Source organism: Acetobacter musti (assembly GCF_011516835.1).
In the GTDB taxonomy this organism is placed as follows: domain Bacteria; phylum Pseudomonadota; class Alphaproteobacteria; order Acetobacterales; family Acetobacteraceae; genus Acetobacter; species Acetobacter musti.
In genome coordinates this window covers 82,974-109,132 of record NZ_WOTB01000005.1, presented here as the reverse complement: position 1 = coordinate 109,132, position 26,159 = coordinate 82,974, and the positions used below count along the sequence as shown (strand labels likewise).

Below are 26,159 nucleotides of genomic sequence, written 5' to 3'. Positions count from 1 at the left end.
CTACATGCCGGCTTTAAGGACTGTCCGCACAGCCCTTTCTCACGACGAAAAACCCTGCTCATCCAGAAGCGCATTCGGAAGAGGCATGATCATCGGCGTCTCGGTCCAGACCAGACTGCACTCCACCCTGCGGCCGGGATAAAGATTGCTCAGAAGCGCCCGGTACGCCGCCATCTGACGCAGATAAAGAACCGGAACGCGCCCGACCGTATCCGGAGGGCGACGGTTCGTCTTGAAGTCGCAGATCAGAACACGGTCTTTCAGGACCTGCATGCGGTCGACCTGACCGACAATGACAGCCTCGCCCACAATGCCGGCAAGCCGCTGCTCGGCCCGGCTTCCAGGTGCGAAAAGCGGCGCCAGGGCAGGGCTTTCCATCACCTCAAGCACCCGCGACACCAGACGGGCCGCCTCGCGTTCATCAAGCCCGTTTCCAGGACGCAGCAGCCATTTGTAAGCAATCTCCGTCCGATCTTCCTGTGGCCGGTCAGGAAGAAACTGAAGCAGGGCATGGACCAGAGTCCCGCGCCGGAAAGCCGCCTCGCGGGCTGCGTTCGGAGTCAGCGCGGCAAGATCGAGCGGTGACCGCGTCGGCGGCCTTTCGCCAAGCGTCGCATCGTCCGGCCGGCTCGGAGACAGCGGCCGGGCCAGAGCGGCCTCCTTCGGCGGCGGCGCGGGCGTCCAGTCCGGAGCCCGCCCGGCCCAGTCCGGCAAAGGCGGCGGAGAAAAAACCTTTATATGCCCGTTGCTTTTCGCGGGAACCGTCCGCTGCTCCTCGATCACCAGCCGCTCGCCGGCCCAGCCACCGTCAAAGGGCACGGATTTCGCACCCGCCGCGACAAACCCGTCCACACAACGGGAATACCAGCTCTCCTCGCTGAGCTTCCTCGGCTCCCACCCGCAGACAACCAGCCTGTCACTCGCACGTGTCAGGGCGACATAGAGCAGCCGGTTGTATTCCTCAGCTGCCCGCAGACGGAGTTTCTCCCGCAGCACCCGCGTCGTTTCGGTCGCCGTATCGCTTCGCGGCACGAAAAGCGGCAGCGCCGGTTCGTTTTTCTCCCGCGGCAGCCAGAGAAGACGGGAATCCGAGCGCGGCAGGCCAATCGTATCCGGAAGAATCACCAGACGCGCCTGCAAACCCTTCGAACCATGCGCCGTCATCACCCGCACAGCATTCCCGGTCGCGTCCGGCTCCCGCCTGACCGCCTCGTCCGAATGCCGCAGCCAGTGCAGAAAACCCTGCAGGGACGTGGCGTGCGCCTCTTCGAACCGCAACGCGGCGGAGAGCAGTTCATCAATGGGTTCCGCCGCTTCCGGACCAAGCCGGGCAAGAATGCGGGCGCGGCCGCCATGCGTACCCAGGGCCTCGGATAACAGCCTGTAAGGCGACGCATAATCCACGCGCCGGAACAGGGCGGAAAGAAACGCCCACGCCGCCGCCCAGTCCGGCCGCTCGGCATGGCGCTCCCGCAGAACGGTCCAGAGCGGCTCCGGCCGCCCGCCGGGTTCATGAGAACCGGCGGCTTCATCAGCGGATGTGCGATCGAGCGCCAGCGCCATCAGACTGTCATCCGTCAGCCCCCCGAGCGGCGACGTCAGCACGCAGGCCAGCGTGAGATCATCCTGAGGCAGCAGCAGCGCATCGCAGAGCGCCATCAGATCCTGCACAACCGTCTGATCGGCGAGCCCGGTCCGGACCAGCGTCGCGACCGGCACATCAACGGATTTCAGAGCCCGGATCAGCGCCCGCACAAAAGCGGAGCGACGCGGCACCAGAACCAGCACGTCACCCGGCGTCAGCGGCTGTTCCCCCGGCGCCGCCGGCTTCAGCAGTTCGGTCGCAATCCACCGGGCCAGCGTGTCCGCAAGCCGCTGAGACGGCGAGATCTGCGCGGCATTTTCCGTCGGCGCGGCCCAGGGATCGGACGGCGCCGGCCCGGAAGCTCCCGCGCTACTCTCTTCATCGCCCCCCTCTTCCTTCGGCACCAGCGGCCAGAGCTCAGCACGCCCGCCCTGGCCCGGCCGCGCACTTTCGTGACGCGGCATGGCCTCATCCGGCTCGCTGACCCCACGGGCCGCCAGAGGATTGCTGAACACCGCATCGACCAGCGAGAGCACCGGAGCCGTCGAACGGAAGGACACGGTCAGCGAGGGTTCCCGCCACTGCTGCCCGGCCGCCCTGACCCGCTGCTCAAAGCGCCGCCGCCACTCATGAAACGCATCCGGATCAGCGCCCTGAAACCCGTAAATGGACTGTTTGTAGTCCCCGACGGCGAAAACCGTGCGTGGCCCGCGCGCCCGTTCATGAGCGCCCTCTCCGCTGAAAAACTCCTCCGTCAGATCGCCGGCGATCCGCCACTGAGCGCGGGACGTGTCCTGAACCTCATCGAGCAGCAGATGATCGATGCCGCCATCCAGCTTGTACAGCACCCAGGCCGCGCCGGGATCGCGCAGCAGGCCCAGGGTGCGGAGGATGAGATCGTCATATTCCACCTGCCCGCGCAGACTCTTGCCCGTCGCATAGGTGTCCAGAACCGGCGCCGCCGTCCGGAGAAGCGAGAGCGTCAGCGTGACGAGCGCCAGCGCCCGCCTGGTTTCCTCAACCGCGAGAATGCGCGCCGCCTCGGCTTCCAGCACCGTGACGATGTCCTCGTTCGCCTCCGCGAACTTTTTGTTCAGACCGGCATTTTTTCGCGGCTCACCCTTCGAGGTGAGAAAGAGTCCGCGCCACGCCGCCCAGCCCGCGGCCCGCGCGCCGGCCTCCTGTGCAAGCCAGTCGAGCATCGCCAGAGCCATGACTTTCACACTGGCGGACCCGCCTTCCGCAACCTGCTTCAGAGCCTCCCGCAGCCGGTCTTCCTGCGGTATCGCCGTGGAGGCCTCCCGAACCGGATCGGACGTCCCGGCATCCTCCACCCCAAGCCCGCGCAGAAGCCGCGCGCGCAAGGTGTCAGGATCGGTCCGCGCCAGGGCGAGAGCGCCACGGGCATGACCGCCGCTGCGAAGCTCGGCCAGAAGCCCGGTGAAATCGGTCAGCGTGATCTGCGCGGCCAGCGGCGCGATCCTGCTCGACGGCAGCCGGGCCAGCTCGGTTTCCGTGGCGTCCTGAAGCGCCAGAGACGCATCCGTGTCTTCCAGCAGCGTAAAATGCGGATTGATCGCCGCCTCAAGCGGAAACCGTCTCAGCAGGGACTGGCAGAAGGCATGAATCGTGCCGATCCGCATCCCGCCGGGCAGATCAAGAACACGGGCAAACAGCGCCCGCGCATGAGCCCGCGCCGAGACCGGAACCCGCAGCTCGCGCAGGGCCTGGTCCAGCTTCGCATCCGGAAGCGTCACCCAGGTCCCGAGCGTCCGCTGCAGCCGGATCGCCATCTCCGCCGCCGCCGCCTTCGTAAAGGTCAGACACAGAATACGGGCCGGATCAGTGCCCGGAATCAGCGGCCCGGCCGGATCGTCCGGGCAGGGGCGGGGCAGCATCAGACGCAGCAGCCGGTCGATGAGCAGCTTGGTCTTGCCGCTCCCGGCCGACGCGGACACAAAAACCGATGCATTCGGATCGGAGGCGACAATCTGCTGCGCGCAGGCCAGTTCGATGGCGTCCATCATTCCGCTCCGTCTTCCCGCGCCGTGCTCCATTCCGCGACACGCGCCAGCTGCGCATAATCGGCGAAGCGCGGCTCATTCCCCGGATGCGGATGCGAGAGATAAGGCTGATCCGGATGATCGTACGCCGCCACCCGCAGGCGCAGACTTTCCCAGGCCTGCGCGGCAAGATCGGCGATCGTGCCGTCCTTCACGCTGATGGCCGCATCCTCCCCCGGCTCCGCGCCCCCCGTCAGCCGCCAGTACAGCAGCTCCCTGACACCAGCCCCTGCAACGTCCCCCGGGCCGGCCACTCCCCCCGACCGGGCCGTCACTGCCGGAAATCCCCCCAGCGCAAGCATGGCGGCTTCCAGCGGCAGCTGCGGATTCCAGCCGCGCACCACAGCGGTGTTCGACGGCACGGAACCGGTTTTGTAATCGAGGATCGCAGTGCCGCCATCCGCGAACACATCGATCCGGTCAGCCCGTCCCCTCAGTGAGAACGCACCGCCCGGCAGGTCTTCCATCGTCGCCCGCCCCCTGGCCTCCGTGACGATCGCCGCCGGCACCCCGTTCTCACGCCGCGCCGTCTCCGCACCGGCCACCCAGGCCGCGATGCGGATCAGACGTGGACGCCACCACGCGGCAAGCGCCGGCCGGAGCCCGGCCCCGTCGAGACTGGCGAGAAACATCGCCCGCAGCCGACCCGCAGCATCGTCCGGCCAGTTCGTGCGCTGCTCGCTGAACCACGCATCGAGCGCGCCATGAACGAGCGTGCCGTAATCCGACGCATCGACCGACTGTTCGAGCGGATCGAGCGGCCGCAGCTTCAGAACATGGCGGGCATAGATCGCATATGGATCGCGGATCCACGTCTCGATCTCGGTGACGCTGAGACTGCGCGGGCGCCGGCTGACTGGGGGGCGCGGGGACGGGGGAGGCGCCGCAACCGGCGCGCCGTCGGGACGATCGATCTGCTTCAGCCAGGACTGCGCCGGATGCTCGGTCAGATTCTGATCCCGCCCGGCAAGAAACGCATCGAGCCGCACCAGCCACCGCGCCGGCACCGCCGGCGCGCCTTCAAGGCGGCCCGGAACCGACAGAATCACCTCATCGGCGGCAGCCACACAGGACGCAAAATCATGCGCCGCCTGTCCGATCGCCCGTTCAGGAGACGGCAGCCCCACACGGGTCCGCATCGGCCGGCTGAGCCACGGCCCAGGATCGGTCGCCGGCGGCCAGACCCCTTCGACAAGCCCGCCCAGCACAATCAGATCGACAGTCTGCAGCCGGGCCTCGGCCAGACCCCAGATAAATACGCGAGGATGCAGCGTGAGCGCCGCTTCGCCCCGCCCGCGCAGCGCATGACGGGACTGAATCCGCTCCTCCGTCAGCACCGCGCAGAGCAGACCGTCCAGCACGGTCCAGGGCTGCGGCGGCAGAACATCGCAGGAGGCCAGCAGATCCGAAAGCCGGTGAGCCAGCGCGTTTCCGTCCTCGCCCCGCCAGAGACGATCCGCGCCCGACATGTCATCCGTGCCGGCAAGCGCCTCCGCGGCCTTCAGCAGACCGGTCAGCAGATCCGGCAGAGATCCCGGCTCACGGGCCGCTTCCAGCGCCGGCGCAAGACAGGTTTCGAGACGATCGAGGAAAACATCGACAGGCTGCGGCACATCCGGCCGGTCAGCGGACACCCCCGGCAGCGCCGCCCCGGCGGACTCTCGTTTTCCCTCCGCAGCCCGATCTTCCGTAGCCCGGTCTTCCGCCGCCCGCGCCCGGAGCCCCGCCATCCCCGGAGCCGGGGCCGGACCCCGCAGCAGCCGGCGCTCCAGAAGGCGCGCGGAGGCACGGCACGCCCCCGGATTCATCCCGCACGCCACCAGCGGATGCTTCAGCAGCGCCAGCAGCGCCACCGGCGACAGAGCCTGGTCAACCGCCTGCGCGAGCAGACGGATCAGCACAGCCGGCGGCGTCGCGATCAGAAGCTCGCCCGCGCTGTCATCCGCAAGAATATCCCATCGCGCAAGCTCGGCCGCGACCCGCCCCGCCAGAGCGCGATCCGGCGTGACCAGAGCGGCCCTCCGCCCTTTCCGCCCGATCGCCTCCCGCAGCGCAAGAGCGATGGCCGCCGCTTCCTCCTGCTGGTCAGCCGCCGTCAGCCGCGTCAGACCCGTGCAGTCAACACGCTCCGGGTCCTGCGCCCAGTCCCCCAGCGCACTGGCCGGCAGCAGGGCACGGGCAATCAGGCGGGACCGCGCCGCCGGCACCGCGCGCCGCTTTTCGCCATCCGGCAGAACCGAAGACCAGAGCGCCACATCGCCCCGCCGCGCCCCGAGACCGGCCAGCAGACGGGACAGCCCCGCCTGCGGATGACCGTCCGGCAGGGTTGCGAACGTGTCCTCATCCATGGACAGATCGACACCCGGAAAGACGAGAAGACCCTCCGGATTCGTCAGAATCCCACGCAGCGCCTCCGTCGTCGCCGGCAGCGCGTCCGTGAAACCAACAGCCCAGAGCCGGCCGGCGACACCGCTCTCAGCCCGGCCCCGGACATCATGCCGGGTCCCGTCATCGTCGCTCCGTGCTCCGTGCTCTTTCTGAGCCCAGTACTCTCCCTGCGCCTTCAGAAGCGCGACCTGGCGCGCAACCGGGTTCATCAGCCCTTCCTCACGCAGCCAGTCAGGCCAGATACGGGTGACGATCCCGAGGAATTTCAGCGTCACCTGCCAGTGCGCCGCGAAACCCTCCTCCACGGCATCGGGCAGCGCAGCCGCGAGATCCACGCCGGAACGCTCAGCCTCGTCCATGAGATCCGCCAGCGCAGCGGCCAGCGGCCAGGCCTGATCCAGCATCGGCCGGGTGCCGAACGCCTCTCCGGCCTGCAACACCAGCCGCGTCAGCACAGCCAGACGACGCATCGGCGGCACGGCAGGGGGAAGCAGCAGACTGTCCGGACTGGCAAGCGCGGTCTCCGCCTCATCCAGCCCGCCAATGGGAATGATCCGCGGCAGCAGAATGGCGCGCCCGTCAGCATGGCGGAGAAAGGCCTCCGTCAGCGCCCGCGCCGCGCGGCGACCGGGCAGAACAAGCGTCCCGTCCCCGATCCGCTCCGGATCGTCATCGACCCCGGCCGTCCAGCGGGCCGCGATCTCATCGAGAAAACACAGATGCGCGGGAATCGTCGCCAGCGGCAGGGACAGGGAAGCGGCCTGAGTCATTCCGGGGAAACCTCGCCTGTCAGCACCGCATCGAGCCGGTCGCCCCAGCCGGTCAGAGTCGCGATCCGGGGCACATCGTCCGCATCCGACCCTCCGGCAGAAAGCCCGTCCGCCACCTCGTCCACCATAAGGGTGACAAGCAGCGCGTCCGCCGGCGTCTCCTCCTCAAGCCGTTCCGGCCACTCAACCAGAACAACGCCATTCCTCGCGTCATCCCACCCCAGCTCCTCCAGCGCCTCAGGACCGTCGAGACGCCAGAGATCGAAATGGGCCACCGGCGCGACCGGCGAGTCATAGGTCTGCACAAGGGTAAAGGTCGGGCTCGGAACATCCATGGCCGGGTCTCCGCAAAGCCGCCGGAGAAATGCCCGCGCGAATACACTCTTTCCCGCACCGAGCGGGCCGGACAGCAGAATCGCATCTCCCGGCCGGACAGCCTGCGCGATCAGACCGGCAAGACGCCCGGTATCAGCCCTGGTCCGCAGCCTCATCGTGGTGTCCGTCATGCGCGATCCGTCCCGGTCGGAGCTGTGTCAGAAGCGACTGTGTTTACCCCTGTTAGCTGTCACGGACGAGTTTGCCAGGTCGAATCCGGCAGGAATCTGACAGGATGAATCCGGCAACATGAAACCCGCAGCATCGCCCCGGCCGCATGAACCCGTCAGCACGAAGCTGAAAGCGAGAAACAGGCACCGGGAGACAGAGGCCCTGAGGCCAGCACCACAAGGCCGTCACCATAACTCCGGCAGAGCAAAGTTCAGCGCGCGGCTCCGCTATACGGAGTCCGCCCCTGATTCATCTCCCTGGCTCTACCCCCGCTTCTGGCCTCAGTTGTGGGGCTCCCGGTCTGGCCGGAACAATGCCGGCCCGCGCGCACCCGACAGGCAAGACCGACCCCCGTATCTGGCTCCCATACCTGCCGTCCGGCCCGTCATGCCCCTGTCCGGCCCGCGCAAATCCGTCAGAACCACCGCGCGGAACCAGCTACTCCGTGTCGTGGGAGCGCCGCGCGGAGAGATCGTCGATCATGTTCTGCTCCTGCCTGTCCGCCCGCGCCTGAGCCTCCCGCGCCCGGCTCTCAGCCAGTTTTTCCGCAACTTCCAGCGCCGACCGGGCCATATTCACCCGTGTCCGCGAGGCCTGAACCCCGGACGCCGCGTCCTGCTCCAGCGCCCTGGCCCGGTCGAGAGCCGCTCTGCCGATCGGCAGCCAGCGGGAATAGGCTTCCACCGTCCGGTCATCGGCCGAAAGATCAAGCGCGATATCACGCTCACTGACCATGTTCTGCTCGGCGGTTTTCACGGCTTCCGCCGCCGTCATGGCCTGCGCGAGCGCTTCGGACAGCAGGCGCTTCGCTTCGTCGAGTTCCTGACGTCTCAGACGAAGAAGCGAGTCGAGAGGAGTGCGGGGCATGATGTCTGTCCTGTCAGGAAATAAGCCGGCCCCGCGTCCGGATAAGGGGGCCGGTCATAGTCGGGAATGATAGTCAGATCCGGGAGGCAGGCCCGGTCATCACAGGGAAGAAGGCTCACCCGCTGGCGTCCGGGTCCGCCGGTTCAGGCGTCTCAGCCAGAGCGTTGCGGAGAGCGGCGAAACAGTCGGGCAGCCGCGCGCATTCATGCCGGCCCTGAGCCAGAACCTGCCCGATGGCGGGCTGAAGCCGGATGGCCTCATCAACCTTCGGGTCCGCTCCGGGACGATAGGCGCCGAGACGGATCATGTCGGCCATCTCGCTGTACGTGGCCAGAATGGCGCGGGCGCGGCGCGTCAGCGCGTTTTCATCGTCCGAATTGCAGCCGGGCACGGTCCGCGACAGGGAGCGAAGAATATCGATGGCCGGATACCGCCCCTCTTCCGCGATCCGGCGGTCCATCACAACATGGCCGTCAAGAATGCCCCGCACGGCATCCGCAATCGGTTCGTTCTGATCGTCCCCCTCGACAAGCACGGAAAACAGCGCGGAAATCTGTCCGGCCGAACCATCCGGCCGGACAATCCCCGGCCCCGCCCGTTCGAGCAGCCGGGGCAGCTCAGCAAAAACCGACGGCGGATATCCCCGCGTCGCCGGCGGCTCACCCATCGAAAGCCCGATCTCGCGCAGCGCCTGACAGAAGCGGGTGACACTGTCCATAAGGAGAAGCGCCGACTTTCCCCGGTCGCTGAAATGCTCGGCCACGGTCAGCGCGGCATAGGCCGCCTCCCGGCGCATCAGCGGCGGCGAGTCGGAGGTCGCCACCACCACCACGGAACGCGCAAGCCCTTCCGGTCCGAGATCGTCCTCGACAAACTCCCGAACCTCGCGCCCGCGCTCGCCAACCAGCGAGATCACACCCACATCGCAGGCCGTGTACCGCGCCAGCATGGACAGCAGGGTCGATTTCCCGACACCCGAACCGGCGAACAGACCCAGCCTCTGACCTTCGCGACAGGTGGTGAACAGATTCATCGCCCGCACGCCAAGATCGATGCGCGGGCCAAGCCGGGCGCGCAGCGTCGCCTCAGGCGGGGAAGACCGCACCGACCGCGCCCTGTCACCCTGCGGAAGCGGCCCCTTACCATCCAGAGGACGTCCCAGCGGATCGATGATCCGGCCGATCCACGCATCGGACACGCGCAGACTGCCGCCCGGCTTCGGAGCTGAAGGACCGATAAAGAGCGGAAACCGGACCTCGCTTCCGCTCCCGATCCCGTCGAGGCTGCCGAAAGCCATGGCGCGCGCGACATCGCCCGAAAACCCGATGATCTCGGCCGGCGTCTCCGTCCCGTCGCGCCTGATCAGCGTAATACGGTCGCCCACGGACGCGAGTCCCCCCAGCCCGGCGACCGTCACGGCGAGTCCCGATACACCCGTTATGCGTGCAGTCGCGGTCGCGGCCGGAATACCCGCACAGGTTGCAGAAAGACAATCCGGCAGATCCAGAACCATCAGAACCTCGGAAAACTGCGGTTTTGTATCGGTTTCGTCTCAAAAATCATACGTTTTCCGTTTCATTAACGAGTTTAGAAATTCTTTATACACGCTTTACGTGAAATTTCCGTAGACTAATACAACCTGTGGTAGTAACTATTGGTCAACAACGAACCGGGAGTTACTCAGATGCGTGTTCTGCTCGTCGAAGATGATACGGTTGCGGTGAACGAGATCACCCAGATCATGAAGGGCGCTGGATTTACTGTTGATCATGTCGGCAGCGGAGAAGAGGCCATCGAGATGCTCCGGCATTACGATTACGACCTCGCCGTGCTGGAGCTGATGCTTCCGGATGTCGAGGGATACGAAGTCGTCCGCCGCGTCCGCGCCGCGCGCGTCGCAACCCCCATCGTTGTCCTGTCCGGCCTCACCCGTCCCCAGGCCAAGGTGAAAGCCTTCTCGGTCGGCGCCGATGACTATCTCACCAAGCCGTTCGATCCCGAGGAGCTGGTCGCGCGCATGCAGGCCATCCTCCGCCGCTCGAAAGGGTTCAGCGAGCCCACGCTGCGTGTCGGCCCGCTGCAGCTGAGCCTCGACAGCCGGGAAGTCACGGTCAATGACGCCCCCGTTCATCTGACCGGCAAGGAATATGCAATTCTTGAGCTGCTGGTGCTGCGCAAGGGAATGGTCCTGACAAAAGATGCGTTCCTGAACCATCTATACGGCGGCATGGATGAACCGGAGATGAAGATCATCGACGTTTTCATCTGCAAGCTTCGCAAGAAACTGCAGTCCGTCGGCGCCGGTAACCTGATCACCACCGTCTGGGGACGCGGTTACATGCTCCGCGAACAGCTCCAGCGCATGGATGTCGCCGCCACCGAGATCGCTCCGGAGGCTTCAGCCAGAACGGCTCCCGCCAGCCGGGCTCAGGTCGCCGCCTGAGACGAAGCGTCCCCGGAGGAGGCTCCGGACGGGTCGTCACTCCCGCCGGTCCATTCCGGCGAGACGGTCACGCCATGATCCAGCGGGCCGGCTCCTGCTCCGAAGCCCGGAGCCGCCGCAATGGCGGCTCTGAGATACACGCGGCTTTCCATCACGGCGTCGCGCAGGGTCCGTCCCTGTGCCAGCCGGGTCGCGATCCCGCTCGCCAGAGTGCACCCGGTCCCGTGTGTATGCCGGGTCTCAATCCGTTGTGCCGTAAAGGTCTCGATGCTGTCCGCGGTCACGAGCACGTCCGTCAGACGCGTGCCAGGCAGATGCCCGCCCTTCAGCAGAACCGCCGCCGCGCCTCTTTCCCGCAGTTCCCGCGCGGCAGGGACCATGTCCTCCTCGCCGCCGATCCGCCGGCCCAGCAGCGTCTCCGCTTCCGGAATGTTCGGCGTCAGAACCGTGCAGAGTGGAATCAGCGTGCCGGTCAGAGCCGTGAGTGCATCCCCGCTCAGCAGGCTCGCCCCGCCTTTCGCGACCATAACCGGATCGAGCACGAACGGAACCGGCCGGTACGCGCGGATTTCTTCCGCGACAATCGTGATATTGCCAGCCTGACCCAGCATGCCGGTCTTGAACGCATCGGCGCCGATGTCGTCGAGAACACAGCGGATCTGCTTTCGCAGAAAATCAGCCGGAATATCCATCACACCGGCCACACCCAGCGTGTTCTGCGCCGTGACAGCCGTAATCGCCGTCATCGCGAAGCCACCCATCGCGGTAATGGTCTTGATGTCCGCCTGAATTCCCGCCCCGCCGCCGGAATCGCTGCCCGCGATGCTCAGGACCCGGCCGCGCACCGCGTCAGGCCGGCTCGTGAACGGCGCGGATAGCCGCGCACATGTCGTCAACCGCGCTCTCGACCGTCGCCGGATCTTCCGCCTCGACCATCACCCGGACAAGCGGCTCGGTACCGCTTTCCCGCAGCACCAGCCGCCCGCTTTTCCCCAGCCGGGCCTCGATCTCCGCCCGCGCAGCTCTGACTTCCGGAAGAAGCAGCGGGCTGGAGCCGGAAAACCGGATATTTTTCAGCATCTGCGGATAAGGCGAAAACACACGGCACACTTCGCTGGCCGGCCGCCCGTCCTCAATCAGAACAGCCAGAACCTGCAAGGCCGCCAGCAGACCGTCCCCCGTGGTGGCAAAATCGGACAGCACGACATGGCCGGACTGCTCGCCACCGACATTGGACCCGTTTTCCCGCATGCGCTCGACCACATAACGGTCGCCGACCGCCGTGCGCTCAAGCGTCAGATCAAGCGACGCAAGAAAACGTTCAAGACCCATATTGGACATGACCGTCGTCACGATCGCCGATGTCGCGAGCCGCCCGCTGGCCGCCCAGGACCGGGCGATCAGACCGATGATCTGGTCGCCATCGATGAGATTGCCCCGCTCATCGGCCAGCAGCATCCGGTCCGCATCGCCATCGAGCGCGATGCCCAGATGCGCGCCATGCTCGACAACCGCCCGGCACAGCGCGCCGGGATGAGTCGAACCGCAGTTCTCGTTGATATTCACCCCGTCCGGCTCACAGCCAAGACGGATGACCTCCGCGCCGAGTTCCCACAAAGCCGTGGGAGCGACCCGATAGGCCGCGCCGTTCGCGCAGTCGATGACGATCTTCAGACCATCCAGACGGCAGCCGCGCGGAAAGGACGCCTTCACATGCTCGACATAGCGTCCGGCGGCGTCGTTCAGCCGCGTCGCCCGCCCGATCTCGGCCGGAGCCGCCAGCCGGCCCGACAGATCGGCGCCCATCATCGCCTCGATCGAGGCTTCCTCCTGATCGGAAAGCTTGAAACCTTCAGGGCCGAAAAGCTTGATGCCGTTATCGCTGAACGGATTGTGAGACGCGGAAATCATCACGCCGAGATCAGCGCGTAGCGACCGTGTCAGCATGGCGATCGCCGGCGTGGGCATCGGCCCGACCAGCGTCACATCCATACCGGCCGAGAGAAAGCCGGCCACGAGCGCACATTCGATCATATACCCGGACAGCCGCGTGTCCTTGCCGACCAGCACGCGATGCCGGTGATGACCGCGCATGAAATGAAGGCCCGCGGCCTGTCCCAGTTTCTGCGCGACATCGACCGTCATGGGATGGGTATTGGCTTTCCCACGTATGCCGTCTGTCCCGAAAAATTGCCGTGTCGTGCTCATGTCGCGCCTGATCGTTGTGTGCGTGCGAAAGCAGGCGGAAGCCCCGCGCGCCCAGCCGGTTTTCTGTCGTCATAGCCGGGCAGGGCGCGGCATTCCAGAGCGGACCCCTCCAAAAAACCGCCCGTAATCCCCGCAGACAACACTCCCGGACTGAAACAAAGCCGGATTCCGTCCCTTCTTCAGCCCGTCAGGCGTCAGCATCCGGAATGCGGGCGACACGCAGCGTATTCGTCGAACCGCTGACGCCAAACGGCATGCCCGCCGCGATCACGATCGTATCGCCAGGCTTCGTCACACCACTCCGCACCGCGATCTCAACCGCCGCCGTGACCATGGTTTCCGTGTTGTGCACATGGCTGCCAGGGTCCTCCACGAAAGCCTGCACACCCCAGACAAGCGTCAGACGCCGCGCGGTCGTCTCCGTCGGCGTCACACCCAGAATCGGAGAAAACGGCCGCTCGCGGGCAAGGCGGAGCGCCGTCGGTCCCGACCGGGTATAGGCGACGATCGCGCCGGCCCCCAGCGTCCCGGCAATCTGCTCCGCCGCCCCCGCAATGGCGTCCGCAACGTAATTCTCAGGCTCCAGCCGCCCCGCCTTCATCACGGCCTGCCATCCCTTGTCCGCCTCCACGCTCTGAACAATGCGGTTCATGATCGTCACGGCTTCACGGGGATATTTGCCTGCGGCCGATTCCGCCGACAGCATCACAGCGTCCGCCCCGTCATAAACAGCCGTCGCCACATCCGAAGCCTCGGCGCGGGTCGGCGTCGGCGCGGAGATCATGCTCTCCAGCATCTGCGTCGCCACAATGACCGGTTTGCCCAGCGTCCGCGCCAGCCGGGTGATGCGCTTCTGCGCAAGCGGCACGGTCTCCGGCGGCAGCTCCACCCCAAGATCGCCACGCGCCACCATCACGGCGTCGGTCACATCCAGAATCGCTTCCAGATTATCCATCGCCTGCGGTTTTTCGAGCTTCGCCACAATCCAGGCCCGCCCGTTTGTCAGCGTGCGGGCCTCAACGACATCCTCCGCGCGCTGAACAAAGGACAGCGCGACAAAATCCACCCCCAGATTCAGCGCGAAATCCAGATCGTCCCGGTCCTTCTGGGTCAGCGCCGGAATCGGCAGAATCAGATCCGGAACATTCACGCCCTTATGGTCGCTGAGCGTCCCGCCGACCACGACCTCCGTCTCCAGAAAATCCTTCCCGACCGTCGTCACCGAGAGCTTCAGCTTGCCGTCATCCAGCAGCAGAACACTCCCCGGCTTCGCGACGGAAATAATTTCGTGATGCGGAAGACTGACCCGCGTCACATCCCCCGGAGTCTCATCGAGATCGAGGCGGAACGGACGCCCCGTTTCCAGCACGACCCTGCCTTCGGCAAAGCGGCCGACACGCAGCTTCGGTCCCTGGACATCGGCCAGAATCCCGATCGGCCGCCCGATCTCCTTCTCCACCTGACGCACGATACGGTAGCGCGCCGCATGATCGTCATGAGTGCCGTGAGAAAAATTAAACCGGAATACATCCGCTCCGGCCAGAGCAAGATCCCGGATCGTATCCAGGTCGGAAGAAGCCGGCCCGAGAGTGGCGACAATTTTCGTACGGCAATGCGGAGCAGTCATTATGCAGTTTCTCCTGGCAGCACGAATGAAGACAGCCGCCAGCGCAGAAACGCCCCGCGACAATCACCATCGATGACAGGCGCCGCCTGTGACGGGCACCACCGATGCGGATCATGCCGCGACGTCTCCGTGACGAGCCGCTTCACCCATTATCCGGCACGGCCGGATGGCGGTGAAACGCATGACCACCGGGAGCGTTTCCACGTGCCCGCCCCACATTTCCGTGTCCGGGCGCGTATCAGGACGGCGGGTAAGGCTCGCCCGCCGAAAGACCCCAGATCGCACTGCGCTTCAGCCAGCCATCATACTGCCGCACCGACACCCTGCACCAGGCCGAGCCTGAGGCACAGGTCTTGATCGTCCCGACAGCGCCAGGCTGCAGCACCGCGACAGGCGCCGCCCCGTCGTCAGCCGACGCCCGCAGAACGACAGCGCCGGGAATGCCCGTAACGTCCGCGACAGAGGCAATATGCCCGACAACCTGCGATTCCGTGTGCCTGGCCGCCTGCTGGTCAGCGTTATGATCCGCCGCCCCCGGCTTCTGCCCGGCATCCGGACTCTGCCCCGCCGCTGAAGACGTCCCCCCCGCAGGCGCTTCTCCCGCAGGCGCTCCCCCCGACGACGCGCTCCCGGGCGGCACACTCCCCTGAGGCGCCGTCCCTGCCGGAGACGGCACAACAAAATCACGCGCTCCGGCAAGAGTCGCCTGATGCACCCAGCCCTTCACGCCGTCCGAATCCTCAACCAGCCGCCAGACATCGAACTCGCGCTCGATCTGAACCGGCAGCCCCCGCCGGTGATAGACCCACTGAATCGGATAGCGCTCGCCTGGGCCGGCCCGCATGTTGACCTTATCGGCCCGCAACGAGGCAAAGCGCGGAAGCGGCAGACCCGTATTGGTGCCTTTCGGCGCCTCGGGCGGCGTCCCGGCCGGCCCGTTCGCCCCGTCCGGCACAGCGCCGGGAGTGTCCGGCGCGCCATCATCCTGCGTCAGCGGAGCCGCCACCGGATGGCCGGACGCCGGATGCGCCGTTCCGGCATGCGGGTGTTTCGATCCGGCCGCTTTGTGATGCGGCTTTTCCGCGTGGTCGCCGGATTTCTTCGTCACATGTCCCTTCGCGCCATGCGTTTTCGTCGCAGCCCCTTCCGCCGACGCCTTGCCATGATGCGCGCCCGTCTTCCCGGAACCCGCTTTCCCCGAACTCGCCTTCGCGGACGACGAAGCCGCAGCCTTGTCCCCGGCCTTATGATGATGGTGGTGATGATGAGGTTCATCCTGCTGCGTGGCCGCACCGGCAACGCTGGCGAATGACACGGGGGCGGTCGCGGCCATCAGTATGGCGGCCGCGCGCAGAGGACGGAGAGCGATCATGGCCGCATCCGTGCCAAGCCAGACGCGCCTCGGCAAGAGGCTTCGTGCATTTGCACTGTTCCGGACGGCAACTTCGCTCAGAATGTCACGATCTGATGCCCCGCCGCGAGGTCGAGAAAGGTCGGGAGCCCCGCAACGCGGACGCCACCGATCAGATCCGATGCCTCGCAGCCGGTTCTCCGCAATCCCGATTCGCAGACAAGCAGAGTGGCATCCATCGCCACAAGGGCATCGCGAAGCACGAACAGGGACACCACGCCCCGTTCGGCAAGCCCCGCATTCTTCTCCGCATAAACAAGTGACGGCGCCTCCCGGCACAGCGCCAGCACCCCCGGCCCCGTCGCAAAGACAAGAACCGGCCGGTCAAGAGCCAGAGCGGCGGCCGCCAGCATGAATCCCGCATGAAGCCGGTCGAAATCGTCCCCGCACAGCATCAGCGCGAGCCCCTGCCGCCCGTCGCTGTCCCCGATATCGCCTCCGGTATCGCCCCGGATCTCATCCCCGGCATCAGCGCCCGGCTCACCACCGCCCCGCCCATCGTCCCCGACCCGGTCCGTCACAGCCGCGCCTCCCGCCCGTGCTCCGCTTCCGGCTCATGCTCCGCGCCACGCTGCGCCCCGCGCTCCGCCTCCGGCACAGACCCGCCGCAGACCGGACAATGCGGATCGCGCGCGATCGAAATCGTGGTGAACCGGGTGGCCAGCGCGTCCCACAGCAGCAGTCGCCCCGCCAGCGTCTCTCCCAGATCCAGAATTTCCTTCAGTGCCTCGGTGGCCTGAAGCGTCCCCATCACGCCGGTAACCGCACCGAATATCCCCGCATCCCCGCAGGACGGCGCATCGCCAGCGCCCACGCTCCGGGGAAACAGACACTCGTAACAGGGACCACCGATATGCGGGCGAAACGTCGAGATCTGGCCATCGAAACGGGTCACCGCCGCTGAAATCAGCGTCCGGCGCTCCGCCACGCATGTCGCGTTCACCAGATAGCGTGTCCCGAAATTATCGCTTCCGTCGCACACAAGATCATAGGCGCGCACCAGTTCCGCGGCGTTGTCCGTTGTCAGGCGCGTTTCATACGTCTCGATCACGATTTCCGGATTGAGGGCGGTGAGAGTCTCACGCGCCGAGTCAACTTTCGGCGATCCGACACGTTCGGTTGTGTGAAGAATCTGCCGCTGCAGGTTCGACAGCTCAACCCGGTCGTGATCGACGATCCCGATCCTGCCCACCCCGGCCGCCGCCAGATAATGAGCGGCCGGCGATCCCAGGCCCCCGGCTCCGACGACCAGAACCGACGCCTCGCGCAGACGGATCTGTCCGGTGCCGCCAACCTCGGGGAGAAGAATGTGGCGGGAATAGCGCTGAATTTCGGCTTCCGTAAGGTCAGGGGACACAGTGATCTCCGGTCTGCGAGGCCTGGAGCGAAAGAACACGATGTGCCAGGATGGAAATCACTTTTTCGTGATAACCGCACGAATCAGGGTGCGGATAAATGCATAACTGCGTTGCGCGTGGTATAAGGGTCACAACAGTCACCAGGAACGAGTCATGTTTACCGCACCAGTCACCCCCACCTCCGACGCATGGGCCTGTCCCGCCAGGAAGCGGGCACGTGTGATCTGCGTCGCAGCTTTCATGATGTCCTTCGCGCTCTATGCCGCGTCCCCGTTCGTGACATTGTGGACCATCGCATCCTTCGTCTCGACACGTGACATGACCGCTCTGGGTCAGACGATCAACTGGTCCTCTCTCGATGCGTCGCTCAAGGAACAGGTCATGGACGGGCTGCATCTCGGTCCCGCCGCGCAGCCGGTGGATGACCTGCCCGAATTCGGATCGTCATTTGCCACCAGTGTCGTCTCGAACGCCGTCGATCTGACGATCAATCAGAAAAATCTCGGCCACGTCGTAGACGAGGCGATAGCGGCTGCCCCCGGCGCCGTTCACGGCGGACAAATGGTCGCTGCTCTGACGCACGCCGTCGTCAGATTCACCAGCGCCAGTTCGTTCGAGGCTCAGGTCGCGCTTCCCGGTCACGAGAATGAAACGCCCCTGCGCATCCAGCTCCGGATCGAAGGCTGGAAATGGAAGCTCACCCGCGTCGATCTTCCCGCTCCGGCCAGCCACCCGGTGATGGAAGCCTCGATCACCCAGCGTCACGCCTGACGCACCACTCAGGCCTCGTCAGCTTTCTGTGTGAGCAGATCCGTGCCGGGAGGTTTTCCGGGGCTTTGCCCCGAACCCCACAAAGGGACGCAGCCCCTTTGATCCCGGTTTATCAGACATAACGGGGTGAAGGGGTCCGAGACCCCTTCCGGGTGCAGGGCAGAGCCCTGTTCTAAAAGAAGTCAGACGCCGTACTTATGCTTTGGCCGGCGGAAGATCTTCCTCCAGAAGCACGATATTGAGGTTATAGGACACCTCGCCCTCGTCATCGTCGCGATGAATGGTGCCGATAACCTCGCCGTTGACAGCAAGTTCGACAGAAAGCCCCGCCCGTGGCGGCGCATTGACCGTAAGACCCTGCGAACCCAGCAGGCGGCGCAGACAGATCTGCAGGCGGGTAATCTCGCTCGGTGAAATCGTGCTCATTGATGGCGTCTCCGGGGAAAAGGGCAGGGGGCTCAGGCTCATCTGTGCCGCCCGGAAGCTCAGACCCGCCCTGTGTGCTGATATGTATGCTGATACCTGTGCATGTACCGGTCTGTCTGTGCCAGCACAGGTGCATCCGTCAGATGCGTGGGGTTGGCTAATAGGCATTGCCGGCCAGGCCTGCAACACTTTCGCGGCGGTGAACGCGCCAGCCGCCGGAATGACGGCATAACCGCATGGTTTTCCGCAAAAACAGCCGCGCCGGATTGACAGCGGGAGACCGTTTGTCTTGTTTCGTCACAAAATCAATAGTGTTAATGATCTTTAACTTGCGGCAGTTGAATGACTGCTTCCACGAAAGTCCGTTACGGAGAGTTTATGTCCCGGTTTGGATCGCGTCTGGTGCTGATTGGTGTCGCCCTGAATCTGAGTGGCTGCGGTTACTTCGCTTCCCGCTCCGTGCATAAAGCGCAGATGGCGATGATTGGCATGACGTCAAACGATCTGCAGGCCTGCGCCGGTGCGCCCGATAAGGTGACGAAGCTGAACGCAACGACGCAGCTCTACCAGTACGCCTACAAACCCGGCACGACCGGCGCATTTTCAATCAACCCGTTCGGCCTCGGCGCCGTCAGCTTTACCGGGAACGGCAGCTCCTGCACCGCAATCATGCGCCTCGACCACGATCAGGTGACAGAAGTCCATTACACCGGCGACAACGACCGCGCCATCGGCAATGACGGCGTCTGCGAACCCCTGGTCCGCGGCTGTATGCGTCAGCCTGAATCCACAATGCGGACAATCAACGGCGGTCCGTTCGGCCCCGTCTCCGGCTTCACGCCCCCGCCAATCCCGGCCCAGAGCCAGGGCGCGGTCTGGAACGGTCCCGCGGCCGCCCTGCCGGCAACCGCCACACCGGGCACGGCAGGCGCGGCCAGCGCCGCAGCCGCCGCCACGTCCTCCGCACAGACCGCCGGCACAGCCGCCGCTGCCAGCGCCGCCAGCAGCGGAACCGCGATCATCAATCGCAGCTCCACGACAGCCGGATCGGCCCAGTAATAACGGGCCAGTAATAACGGCCTGGTCACAACGACCCGAACAGCAGCCCGGAAAACAGCGGCCACAAACCGCACCCGGGCAGCACCCGGCTCTGTCCAGGCAGGGCGCAGCCCTGACCAGGTCAGCCCGGTCCTTTAGATTCCATCCCCCTCTTCACACTCTGCGCCTTCACCCCCGCCCCGACGGCCGCGAAATTTCCGCAGCGCACGGATTGCTGTTAGCGTCCCGTCCTGTCCCGAAGCAGACCGGGATCAGAACAGAGAGACCGGAAAAGACAGCACAGCAAAGGCAGAAGAGGGGAACCGCAATGTCACAGTCACCATCCACATGGCGGGCCGACCCGCTGGTCTGGGGCCACGGCGCCACAGTCTTCGAGGCATTTCTGGAACCAACCTGCCCCTTTTCCGTGCGGGCCTTCGGCAAGCTCGACGAATTGCTGCGGACAGCCGGCGAAGACAGACTCACCGTTAAAATCAGACTTCAGTCGCAGCCCTGGCACCTCTTCTCCGGCGTCATCGTACGCTGCGTCCTCGCGGCCTCCACACTCGAAGGCGGAAAAGAAACCGCAAGGAAAGTCATGGCCGCCGTGGCCGCCCATCGGGAAGAGTTCGAATTCACAGACCATTGCTCCGGCCCCAATATGGACGCCACGCCGAACGAGATTATCGCCCGGCTCGAAGGCTATAGCGGTGTCAGCCTTGCGAAGGCATTTGCCATTCCCGGCCTCCAGAAAACCGTCAAATGGCACTGCAAATACGCGCGGCAGAACGGCATCCATGTATCGCCGACCTTCATGGTCGACGGGCTGATCGTTCCGGCAATCAGCAGCGGAGATTCCGTCCAGGAATGGATCGGAAAGATTTTCGCCTGAAAGAGAGCCGGCGAACCGGAAACCCCTCAGCCCGGAGACCTACATGAAGATGCGGCAGCCATGAGCGAACCCGACTGGCTCACCTGGGCACGCGAGATGCAGGCCATCGCCCAGACCGGCCTCGCCTTCACGCAGGACCAGTACGACCGCGAGCGTTACATCGCCCTGCGTGACCTCTCCGCCCGCATCTTCGCCACCTACACGGACATTTCCGCCGAGCGCATCGCCGCCCTGTTCGCCGGCGAAACCGGCTACGCCACGCCGAAAACCGATGTCCGCGCCGCCGTCTTCGACATGGAAGACCGCCTGCTGATGGTCCGAGAAACAGCCGACCATAACCGCTGGACCCTCCCCGGCGGCTGGGCCGACACGAACGTCACCGCCGCCGAAAACGCCGTAAAGGAAGTCGCGGAAGAAAGCGGCTACCAGGTCACCGTCACAAAACTCGCCGCCCTGTGGGACCGCACCCGCCAGGCCCACCCGAACGGCGTCTTCTCCTGCTACAAACTCTTCTTCCTCTGCGATCTCACAGGCGGCGCCCCCGCCACCAGCATCGAGACATCGGAAGTGGGATGGTTCGCGGAGAGCGACATCCCACCGGACCTGTCCGAAGGCCGCGTCCTCCCCGCCCAGATCCGGCGTATGTTCGACCATCGCCGTAATCCGGACCTCCCGACCGATTTCGAATGACAGACCGGCGGAACACACCGGACCATTCCACGCTCCGGATCGCGTCCCGCCATACCGCGCCACGACCGTAAAAAAACACCGGTCCCCACAAAATCCCGCAAATTGCTGTTTTAAAACCGTTTCTTTCTCCTCACGGAATAAATGCCCGGCAGTTTTGGCCGTCCGCGCATAAAAATTGAACATATGGTCAGGAAATATGTTGCGAAAACGGATTAATGCCCCGTAATATCGTGACAGAACATGTGACAGGAGCAGTCATGACGCGAACGCCCGATATCGCCAGTGGTCGACTGAATGACACTGCACTGGCCGTCAATTTCTCCGATGCCCACCCGCCGCTCACAAAGGAACAGGCGGTCGTGGAAGCCGATCGCTGCTTCTTCTGTTACGATGCGCCCTGCACCGAGGCCTGCCCGACCGGCATCGACATCCCGAAATTCATCCGGGGCATCGCCACCGGAAATATGAGGGGATCGGCGCGCACCATCCTCGAATCCAATATCCTCGGCGGCTCCTGCGCCCGCGTCTGCCCGACGGAAATTCTCTGCGAAGAGAAATGCGTCCACAACACACGCGAGGAAGGCCACCCCATCCGCATCGGCGCCCTCCAGCGCCACGCCACGGACTGGCAGATGGATCACGGCGGCCAGCCCTTCACCCGCGCCCCGGAAACCGGCCGCCGCATCGCCGTCGTCGGCGCCGGTCCCGCCGGACTCGCCTGCGCCCACCGCCTCGCCATGCACGGACATGACGTCGTGCTGCTGGACATGCACGACCACGCCGGCGGTCTCAATGAATACGGCGTCGCCGCCTACAAACTCGCCGGCGATTTCGCGCAGCAGGAAGTCGCCTTCCTCATGGAGATCGGCGGAATCACCTTTAAGGGCGACCAGAAGCTCGGCCGGGATTTCTCCCTCTCCGATCTGCGCCGCGACTATGACGCCGTCTTCCTCGGCATGGGCCTCGCCGGCGTGCGGGCGCTCGGAATCGAAGGGGAAGCACTGGAGGGCGTGCAGGACGCCGTTGCCTTCATCGAGGACGTGCGCTCCCGCGACAAAAAAACCGTGCCCGTCGGACGGCGCGTCGTCGTGATCGGCGGCGGCAACACGGCCGTGGACGCCGCCGTGCAGGCCCGCCGCCTCGGCGCCGAAGAAGTCACCCTGGTGTATCGCCGTGGCCACGAACAGATGTCCGCCACCCCGGTCGAACGGGAATGGGCGCAGACCAACGACGTCACCGTCCGCCTCTGGTCCTCCCCCGTCCGGATCGTCGAAGAAGACGGCGCCCTCGCCGGTGTCGAATTCTCCCGCGGCGCCGCGACCGGCGATGGCCGCGCCACCTATGACGCGCAGGACACGTTCATCGTGCCGGCCGATATGGTGCTCAAGGCCGTCGGCCAGCTTTTCGTGGCCGATCCGGTCAGCGGCGATTCCATCCTCATCGAAGGCGGCCGGATCGTCGTCGACGGGTCGTACCGCACAACCATGGAAGGCGTTTACGCGGGCGGCGACTGTACCGTCGGCGAGGATCTGACCGTCGCGGCCGTCCGTGACGGGCGGGACGCGGCGGAGGCCATGCACCTGGCCCTGTGCGCGGCTCCCGTATCTGGCGTCCCGGCATAACAGGAGAACGGATAATGGCTGATCTGCGCAGCAATTTCGTCGGCATCAAGTCGCCCAACCCGTTCTGGCTGGCCTCCGCCCCGCCAACGGACAAGGAATACAACATCCGCCGCGCCTTCGAGGCCGGCTGGGGCGGCGTCGTCTGGAAAACCCTCGGCGAGGACCCGCCGGTCGTCAATGTCAGCTCCCGCTACGGCTCGCTTGACTATAACGGCACAAGAATGATCGGCCTGAACAATATCGAGCTGATCTCCGACCGCCCGCTCGCGACCAACATCGCGGAAATCAAAGACGTCAAAAGAGATTATCCGGACCGCGCCGTCGTCGTCAGCCTCATGGTCCCCTGCGTGGAGGAAAGCTGGAAAGCCATCCTCCCCATTGTCGAGGAAACCGGCGCCGACGGGATCGAGCTGAATTTCGGCTGCCCGCACGGCATGTCCGAACGGAATATGGGCGCCGCCGTCGGCCAGGTTCCGGAATATGTCGAGATGGTGACCCGCTGGTGCAAGCAGAACACCCGCATGCCGGTCATCGTGAAACTCACCCCCAACATCACCAACATTCTCATGCCCGCCAAAGCCGCCCTGCGCGGCGGCGCGGACGCCGTCTCGCTGATCAACACCATCCAGTCCGTCATCGGCGTCGATCTCGACCAGATGGTGCCAATGCCCGTCGTCGGCGGCAAAGGCACCCATGGCGGCTATTGCGGCCCGGCCGTGAAACCCATCGCCCTGCGCATGATCGGCGACATCGCCCGCGATCCGGAACTCGGCGGCATCCCCATCTCCGGCATCGGCGGCATCTCCACCTGGCGCGACGCGGCGGAATTCCTCGCCATGGGATCGTCCACGCTCCAGGTCTGCACCGCCGCCATGCATTACGGCTTCCGGATCGTCGAAGACATGATCGACGGACTCTCCGCCTGGATGGACGAGAAAGGGTATGCCACCCTCGCCGACGTCACCGGCCGCGCAATCCCGAATTTCGTGCCGTGGAACCAGCTGAATCTGAAATTTAAAACCATCGCGAACATCGATCAGGATGCCTGCGTCAAATGCGGCCTCTGCTACATCGCCTGCGAGGACACATCGCACCAGTCGATCTCGAAATCTCTCGTCGGCAACGAACGCCGTTATGAAATCATCGAAGAGGAATGCGTCGGCTGCAATCTCTGCGCGCATGTCTGCCCCATCGATAATTGCATCACGATGCAGCCGCAGCCGGTTGACGGCATGCTGACCTGGCCCGAGCATCCCAACAATCCGAACCGGGTGGTGGAGCCCGTCTCCTGAGAGACGGACCCATCACGGATACGGAACAGTTCAGCGTGGTTTCGTCGCGAAAGGCACAGGAATGACAAAGCAGACCGGGAATACAGGCAGCAATCTGAGGGTCGACGGGCAGGCGCTCTGGACGGACCTGATGGAAACAGCCCGGTTCGGCGGCACCCCGAAAGGCGGCATCAGACGCCTGACCCTGACCGACGAAGACCGTCAGGTCCGCGACTGGTTCGTGAAAACCTGCGAAAGCCTCGGCTGCACCGTCACCTTCGACTCAATGGGCAACCTCTTCGCCCGTCGCCCAGGCCAGGACAACGCCCTGCCGCCCATCACCATGGGCAGCCATCTCGATACCCAGCCCACCGGCGGCAAATATGACGGCATCCTCGGCGTGCTCGGCGGCCTCTCCGTCCTCCGCGCCCTGCACAGATCCGGCTACACCACCCGTCACCCGATCGAACTCATCAACTGGACCAACGAGGAAGGCTCCCGCTTCACCCCGCCGATGATGTGCTCCGGCGTCTTCGCCGGCATCTTCACCGAACAGGAAGTCCTCGACAAACGCGACCGTGCCGGCATCCGGTTCGGCGACGAACTGGAACGGATCGGCTATCGCGGCGCCGAACCCTGCGGCCAGCATCCGGTCACCGCCTATTTCGAACTCCATATCGAGCAGGGACCGATCCTCGAAGCCGAGGAAAAAACCATCGGCATCGTCGAGGGCGTGCAGGGCATGCGCTGGTACGAAGTCACCGTGCACGGCAAAGACGCCCACGCCGGCTCCACCCCGATGCCCATGCGTCATGACGCCCTGGTCGCCTCCGCGAAAATGATCGAAGCCCTCAGCGAGATCGCCTTCGCCCACGCCCCGACCGCCGTCGGCACCGTCGGCCTGATCGAAAACCGCCCGAACAGTAACAATGTCGTGCCCGGCGAGACCTTTTTCACCGTCGATCTCCGCGACCCGAACGACGCCGTCGTGCTGGAGATGGAAACCGAATTCAGAAAGCGTTTCCCCGACATCGCGGAATCCTGCGGCGTCACTCTCGACATCGTGCAGATCTGGGACGCCCCCGCCGTCCATTTCAGCCCCGCCTGCATCGATATGGTCGCCGAAGCCGCGGCCGAAGGCGGTTACTCCGCCCGCCGCATGGTCTCCGGCCCCGGCCACGACGCCGCCTACCTCGCCAGCGTCGCCCCCACCTCCATGATCTTCGTCCCCTGCAAGGACGGCCTCAGTCATAACGAGGAAGAAAGCATCCTGGAGCCGGACGCCGAGGCCGGCGCCAACGTCCTGCTCCGCGCCGTCCTGAAAGCCGACGCCGCGTTCAGCCGGGAACCCTGAACCACACCCGACTGTTCTGATAACAGGGGTTTCCGGAACACACGATCCGGCTCACTCTCAGAATCGAGGTGTCAGGGCTCCGGCCCGAAACCCTCCGGAGGCCCCGCCAGAAGCCGGCAGCCTCCGGAAACCACCGATCCGGGACGCACGGGCCTGATGAGGTCCTGTCCCGTCATCCATCTCCAGGGAGCACACCATGCCACTGCTGCATTTCCACATCGTCAAAGGCAGCCGCACCCCCGACGAACTGAAATCCCTCCTCGACACGGCGCACGGCGCCATGCTGGAAGCCTTCAAAGTCCCGCCCCGTGACCGCTATCAGATCGTCTCCGAGCACGAGCCGACCCACATGATCATCGAGGACACCGGCCTCGATATCCCCCGCACGAACAAGGTCGTCCTGCTCCAGGTCGTCTCCCGCCCGCGTTCGAAAGAGCAGATCGAAAACTTCTACAGCCTGCTCGCGAAAGAGCTGGAGAGGGGCTGCGGCCTCGCACCGGCGGACCTGATGGTCTCCATCGTTCAGAACAGCGACGAACACTGGAGCTTCGGCCTCGGCCGCGCACAGTTCCTGACCGGCGATCTGTAAACTGGCGATCTGTAAACCGGCGATCTGTAAACCGGACGCCCTGCAGCCGGGCAGTCCGTAACCGGGCGACCTGTAAAAACCGGGTGATCAGCAGGCCGGGCGACCCGCAGGCAGCCCGTCATAAGCCGGCATCAGGCGGGCCGTCCGGTACAGTACCGCACGGCCCGCAGTTGCGTTAAACGGGGCACGTCCTACAATCCCCGATACCAAACAGGATGACAGACAGGCTGGTCTTTTGCC

22 protein-coding genes are annotated in these 26,159 nt (G+C 65.1%); 9 read left to right on the top strand and 13 right to left on the bottom strand.

All coding sequences use genetic code 11. From position 1 onward, the window contains the following. Positions 1 to 39: 39 nt before the first annotated feature. The 5 genes from addA to fliI form a co-directional block, all read right to left on the bottom strand. A complete protein-coding gene (addA, locus tag GOB93_RS05515; protein ID WP_173582488.1) occupies positions 40 to 3,642 on the bottom strand; it encodes a double-strand break repair helicase AddA in 3,603 nt (1,200 codons plus the stop codon). Then, positions 3,609 to 6,806 (bottom strand): double-strand break repair protein AddB, encoded by a 3,198-nt coding sequence (gene addB, locus GOB93_RS05510; RefSeq protein ID WP_242010552.1) that lies wholly within the window; start codon positions 6,804 to 6,806, stop codon positions 3,609 to 3,611. Before addB ends, addA begins: the two co-directional genes overlap by 34 nt. Continuing rightward, on the bottom strand, positions 6,803 to 7,312 hold the full coding sequence (gene tsaE, locus GOB93_RS05505; protein ID WP_173582487.1) for a tRNA (adenosine(37)-N6)-threonylcarbamoyltransferase complex ATPase subunit type 1 TsaE: 510 nt from the start codon (positions 7,310 to 7,312) through the stop codon (positions 6,803 to 6,805). Before tsaE ends, addB begins: the two co-directional genes overlap by 4 nt. Positions 7,313 to 7,790: 478 nt before the next feature. After that, positions 7,791 to 8,219 (bottom strand): flagellar FliJ family protein, encoded by a 429-nt coding sequence (locus tag GOB93_RS05500; protein WP_173582486.1) that lies wholly within the window; start codon positions 8,217 to 8,219, stop codon positions 7,791 to 7,793. A gap of 115 nt (positions 8,220 to 8,334) precedes the next feature. Further along, a complete protein-coding gene (fliI, locus tag GOB93_RS05495; protein ID WP_173582485.1) occupies positions 8,335 to 9,732 on the bottom strand; it encodes a flagellar protein export ATPase FliI in 1,398 nt (465 codons plus the stop codon). Positions 9,733 to 9,903: 171 nt separating this feature from the next. Here fliI and ctrA point away from each other — a divergent pair, with 171 nt between their 5' ends. Further along, positions 9,904 to 10,662 carry a response regulator transcription factor CtrA gene (gene ctrA, locus GOB93_RS05490; protein ID WP_173582484.1) on the top strand — a complete coding sequence of 253 codons (759 nt, stop codon included), beginning with the start codon at positions 9,904 to 9,906 and terminating at the stop codon, positions 10,660 to 10,662. Here the strand turns inward: ctrA and thiD are convergent. The 7 genes from thiD to GOB93_RS05455 form a co-directional block, all read right to left on the bottom strand. Continuing rightward, positions 10,647 to 11,507 (bottom strand): bifunctional hydroxymethylpyrimidine kinase/phosphomethylpyrimidine kinase, encoded by an 861-nt coding sequence (gene thiD, locus GOB93_RS05485; protein ID WP_173582483.1) that lies wholly within the window; start codon positions 11,505 to 11,507, stop codon positions 10,647 to 10,649. The two genes, ctrA and thiD, sit on opposite strands and share 16 nt — an antisense overlap. Positions 11,508 to 11,511: 4 nt before the next feature. Further along, entirely contained in the window at positions 11,512 to 12,870 is a 1,359-nt protein-coding gene (gene glmM / locus GOB93_RS05480) for a phosphoglucosamine mutase (protein WP_173582482.1), read from the bottom strand. A 187-nt stretch (positions 12,871 to 13,057) separates the two neighbouring features. Then, on the bottom strand, positions 13,058 to 14,497 hold the full coding sequence (gene pyk, locus GOB93_RS05475; protein ID WP_173582481.1) for a pyruvate kinase: 1,440 nt from the start codon (positions 14,495 to 14,497) through the stop codon (positions 13,058 to 13,060). Beyond that, positions 14,497 to 14,643, bottom strand: a complete 147-nt coding sequence (locus GOB93_RS05470) for a hypothetical protein (RefSeq protein WP_173582480.1) — start codon at positions 14,641 to 14,643, stop codon at positions 14,497 to 14,499. The genes pyk and GOB93_RS05470 overlap by 1 nt, the downstream gene beginning before the upstream one ends. Positions 14,644 to 14,735: 92 nt before the next feature. Beyond that, a complete protein-coding gene (locus tag GOB93_RS05465; RefSeq protein WP_242010551.1) occupies positions 14,736 to 15,869 on the bottom strand; it encodes an SH3 domain-containing protein in 1,134 nt (377 codons plus the stop codon). A 77-nt stretch (positions 15,870 to 15,946) separates the two neighbouring features. Further along, complete coding sequence (locus tag GOB93_RS05460; protein WP_338422301.1) at positions 15,947 to 16,429, bottom strand: DsrE family protein; 483 nt, start codon at positions 16,427 to 16,429, stop codon at positions 15,947 to 15,949. Beyond that, entirely contained in the window at positions 16,426 to 17,265 is an 840-nt protein-coding gene (locus tag GOB93_RS05455; RefSeq protein ID WP_173582479.1) for a molybdopterin-synthase adenylyltransferase MoeB, read from the bottom strand. Before GOB93_RS05455 ends, GOB93_RS05460 begins: the two co-directional genes overlap by 4 nt. Positions 17,266 to 17,419: 154 nt before the next feature. Here GOB93_RS05455 and GOB93_RS05450 point away from each other — a divergent pair, with 154 nt between their 5' ends. Beyond that, complete coding sequence (locus GOB93_RS05450) at positions 17,420 to 18,037, top strand: DUF2939 domain-containing protein (RefSeq protein WP_173582478.1); 618 nt, start codon at positions 17,420 to 17,422, stop codon at positions 18,035 to 18,037. A gap of 195 nt (positions 18,038 to 18,232) precedes the next feature. On the opposite strand, the gene GOB93_RS05445 is transcribed toward GOB93_RS05450, so the two are convergent. Further along, positions 18,233 to 18,463, bottom strand: a complete 231-nt coding sequence (locus tag GOB93_RS05445; RefSeq protein WP_173582477.1) for a DUF3126 family protein — start codon at positions 18,461 to 18,463, stop codon at positions 18,233 to 18,235. 378 nt (positions 18,464 to 18,841) lie between these two features. Here GOB93_RS05445 and GOB93_RS05440 point away from each other — a divergent pair, with 378 nt between their 5' ends. The 7 genes from GOB93_RS05440 to GOB93_RS05410 all read left to right on the top strand — a co-directional run bounded on the left by GOB93_RS05440 (position 18,842) and on the right by GOB93_RS05410 (position 25,919). Further along, positions 18,842 to 19,522, top strand: a complete 681-nt coding sequence (locus tag GOB93_RS05440; RefSeq protein WP_173582476.1) for a hypothetical protein — start codon at positions 18,842 to 18,844, stop codon at positions 19,520 to 19,522. 307 nt (positions 19,523 to 19,829) lie between these two features. Next, the gene (locus GOB93_RS05435) at positions 19,830 to 20,393 is read left to right on the top strand and encodes a DsbA family protein (protein WP_173582475.1); all 564 of its coding nucleotides are present in this window, start codon (positions 19,830 to 19,832) and stop codon (positions 20,391 to 20,393) included. A gap of 60 nt (positions 20,394 to 20,453) precedes the next feature. After that, positions 20,454 to 21,083 (top strand): NUDIX hydrolase, encoded by a 630-nt coding sequence (locus GOB93_RS05430; RefSeq protein ID WP_173582474.1) that lies wholly within the window; start codon positions 20,454 to 20,456, stop codon positions 21,081 to 21,083. Between the two features lie 257 nt (positions 21,084 to 21,340). Next, positions 21,341 to 22,705: an NAD(P)-dependent oxidoreductase gene (locus GOB93_RS05425; RefSeq protein ID WP_173582473.1), complete on the top strand. Its 1,365-nt coding sequence runs from the start codon at positions 21,341 to 21,343 to the stop codon at positions 22,703 to 22,705. A gap of 14 nt (positions 22,706 to 22,719) precedes the next feature. Beyond that, positions 22,720 to 23,997, top strand: a complete 1,278-nt coding sequence (gene preA, locus GOB93_RS05420) for an NAD-dependent dihydropyrimidine dehydrogenase subunit PreA (RefSeq protein WP_173582472.1) — start codon at positions 22,720 to 22,722, stop codon at positions 23,995 to 23,997. Between the two features lie 61 nt (positions 23,998 to 24,058). Further along, positions 24,059 to 25,330: a M20 family metallo-hydrolase gene (locus GOB93_RS05415; RefSeq protein WP_173582471.1), complete on the top strand. Its 1,272-nt coding sequence runs from the start codon at positions 24,059 to 24,061 to the stop codon at positions 25,328 to 25,330. Between the two features lie 196 nt (positions 25,331 to 25,526). Beyond that, positions 25,527 to 25,919: a tautomerase family protein gene (locus tag GOB93_RS05410; RefSeq protein WP_173582470.1), complete on the top strand. Its 393-nt coding sequence runs from the start codon at positions 25,527 to 25,529 to the stop codon at positions 25,917 to 25,919. Positions 25,920 to 26,159 lie beyond the last annotated feature (240 nt).

What these genes read in the sequence shown, in the direction of transcription:
- GOB93_RS05465 (WP_242010551.1), bottom strand. Translation starts at nt 15,869, where the DNA reads ATGATCGCTCTCCGTCCTCTGCGCGCGGCCGCCATACTGATGGCCGCG.
- GOB93_RS05425 (WP_173582473.1), top strand. Translation starts at nt 21,341, where the DNA reads ATGACGCGAACGCCCGATATCGCCAGTGGTCGACTGAATGACACTGCA.
- pyk (WP_173582481.1), bottom strand. Translation starts at nt 14,497, where the DNA reads ATGACTGCTCCGCATTGCCGTACGAAAATTGTCGCCACTCTCGGGCCG.
- tsaE (WP_173582487.1), bottom strand. Translation starts at nt 7,312, where the DNA reads ATGACGGACACCACGATGAGGCTGCGGACCAGGGCTGATACCGGGCGT.
- addA (WP_173582488.1), bottom strand. Translation starts at nt 3,642, where the DNA reads ATGGAGCACGGCGCGGGAAGACGGAGCGGAATGATGGACGCCATCGAA.
- GOB93_RS05445 (WP_173582477.1), bottom strand. Translation starts at nt 18,463, where the DNA reads ATGAGCACGATTTCACCGAGCGAGATTACCCGCCTGCAGATCTGTCTG.
- addB (WP_242010552.1), bottom strand. Translation starts at nt 6,806, where the DNA reads ATGACTCAGGCCGCTTCCCTGTCCCTGCCGCTGGCGACGATTCCCGCG.
- GOB93_RS05440 (WP_173582476.1), top strand. Translation starts at nt 18,842, where the DNA reads ATGTCCCGGTTTGGATCGCGTCTGGTGCTGATTGGTGTCGCCCTGAAT.
- GOB93_RS05500 (WP_173582486.1), bottom strand. Translation starts at nt 8,219, where the DNA reads ATGCCCCGCACTCCTCTCGACTCGCTTCTTCGTCTGAGACGTCAGGAA.
- preA (WP_173582472.1), top strand. Translation starts at nt 22,720, where the DNA reads ATGGCTGATCTGCGCAGCAATTTCGTCGGCATCAAGTCGCCCAACCCG.
- ctrA (WP_173582484.1), top strand. Translation starts at nt 9,904, where the DNA reads ATGCGTGTTCTGCTCGTCGAAGATGATACGGTTGCGGTGAACGAGATC.
- GOB93_RS05435 (WP_173582475.1), top strand. Translation starts at nt 19,830, where the DNA reads ATGTCACAGTCACCATCCACATGGCGGGCCGACCCGCTGGTCTGGGGC.
- GOB93_RS05450 (WP_173582478.1), top strand. Translation starts at nt 17,420, where the DNA reads ATGTTTACCGCACCAGTCACCCCCACCTCCGACGCATGGGCCTGTCCC.
- GOB93_RS05415 (WP_173582471.1), top strand. Translation starts at nt 24,059, where the DNA reads ATGACAAAGCAGACCGGGAATACAGGCAGCAATCTGAGGGTCGACGGG.
- fliI (WP_173582485.1), bottom strand. Translation starts at nt 9,732, where the DNA reads ATGGTTCTGGATCTGCCGGATTGTCTTTCTGCAACCTGTGCGGGTATT.
- glmM (WP_173582482.1), bottom strand. Translation starts at nt 12,870, where the DNA reads ATGAGCACGACACGGCAATTTTTCGGGACAGACGGCATACGTGGGAAA.
- GOB93_RS05410 (WP_173582470.1), top strand. Translation starts at nt 25,527, where the DNA reads ATGCCACTGCTGCATTTCCACATCGTCAAAGGCAGCCGCACCCCCGAC.
- GOB93_RS05430 (WP_173582474.1), top strand. Translation starts at nt 20,454, where the DNA reads ATGAGCGAACCCGACTGGCTCACCTGGGCACGCGAGATGCAGGCCATC.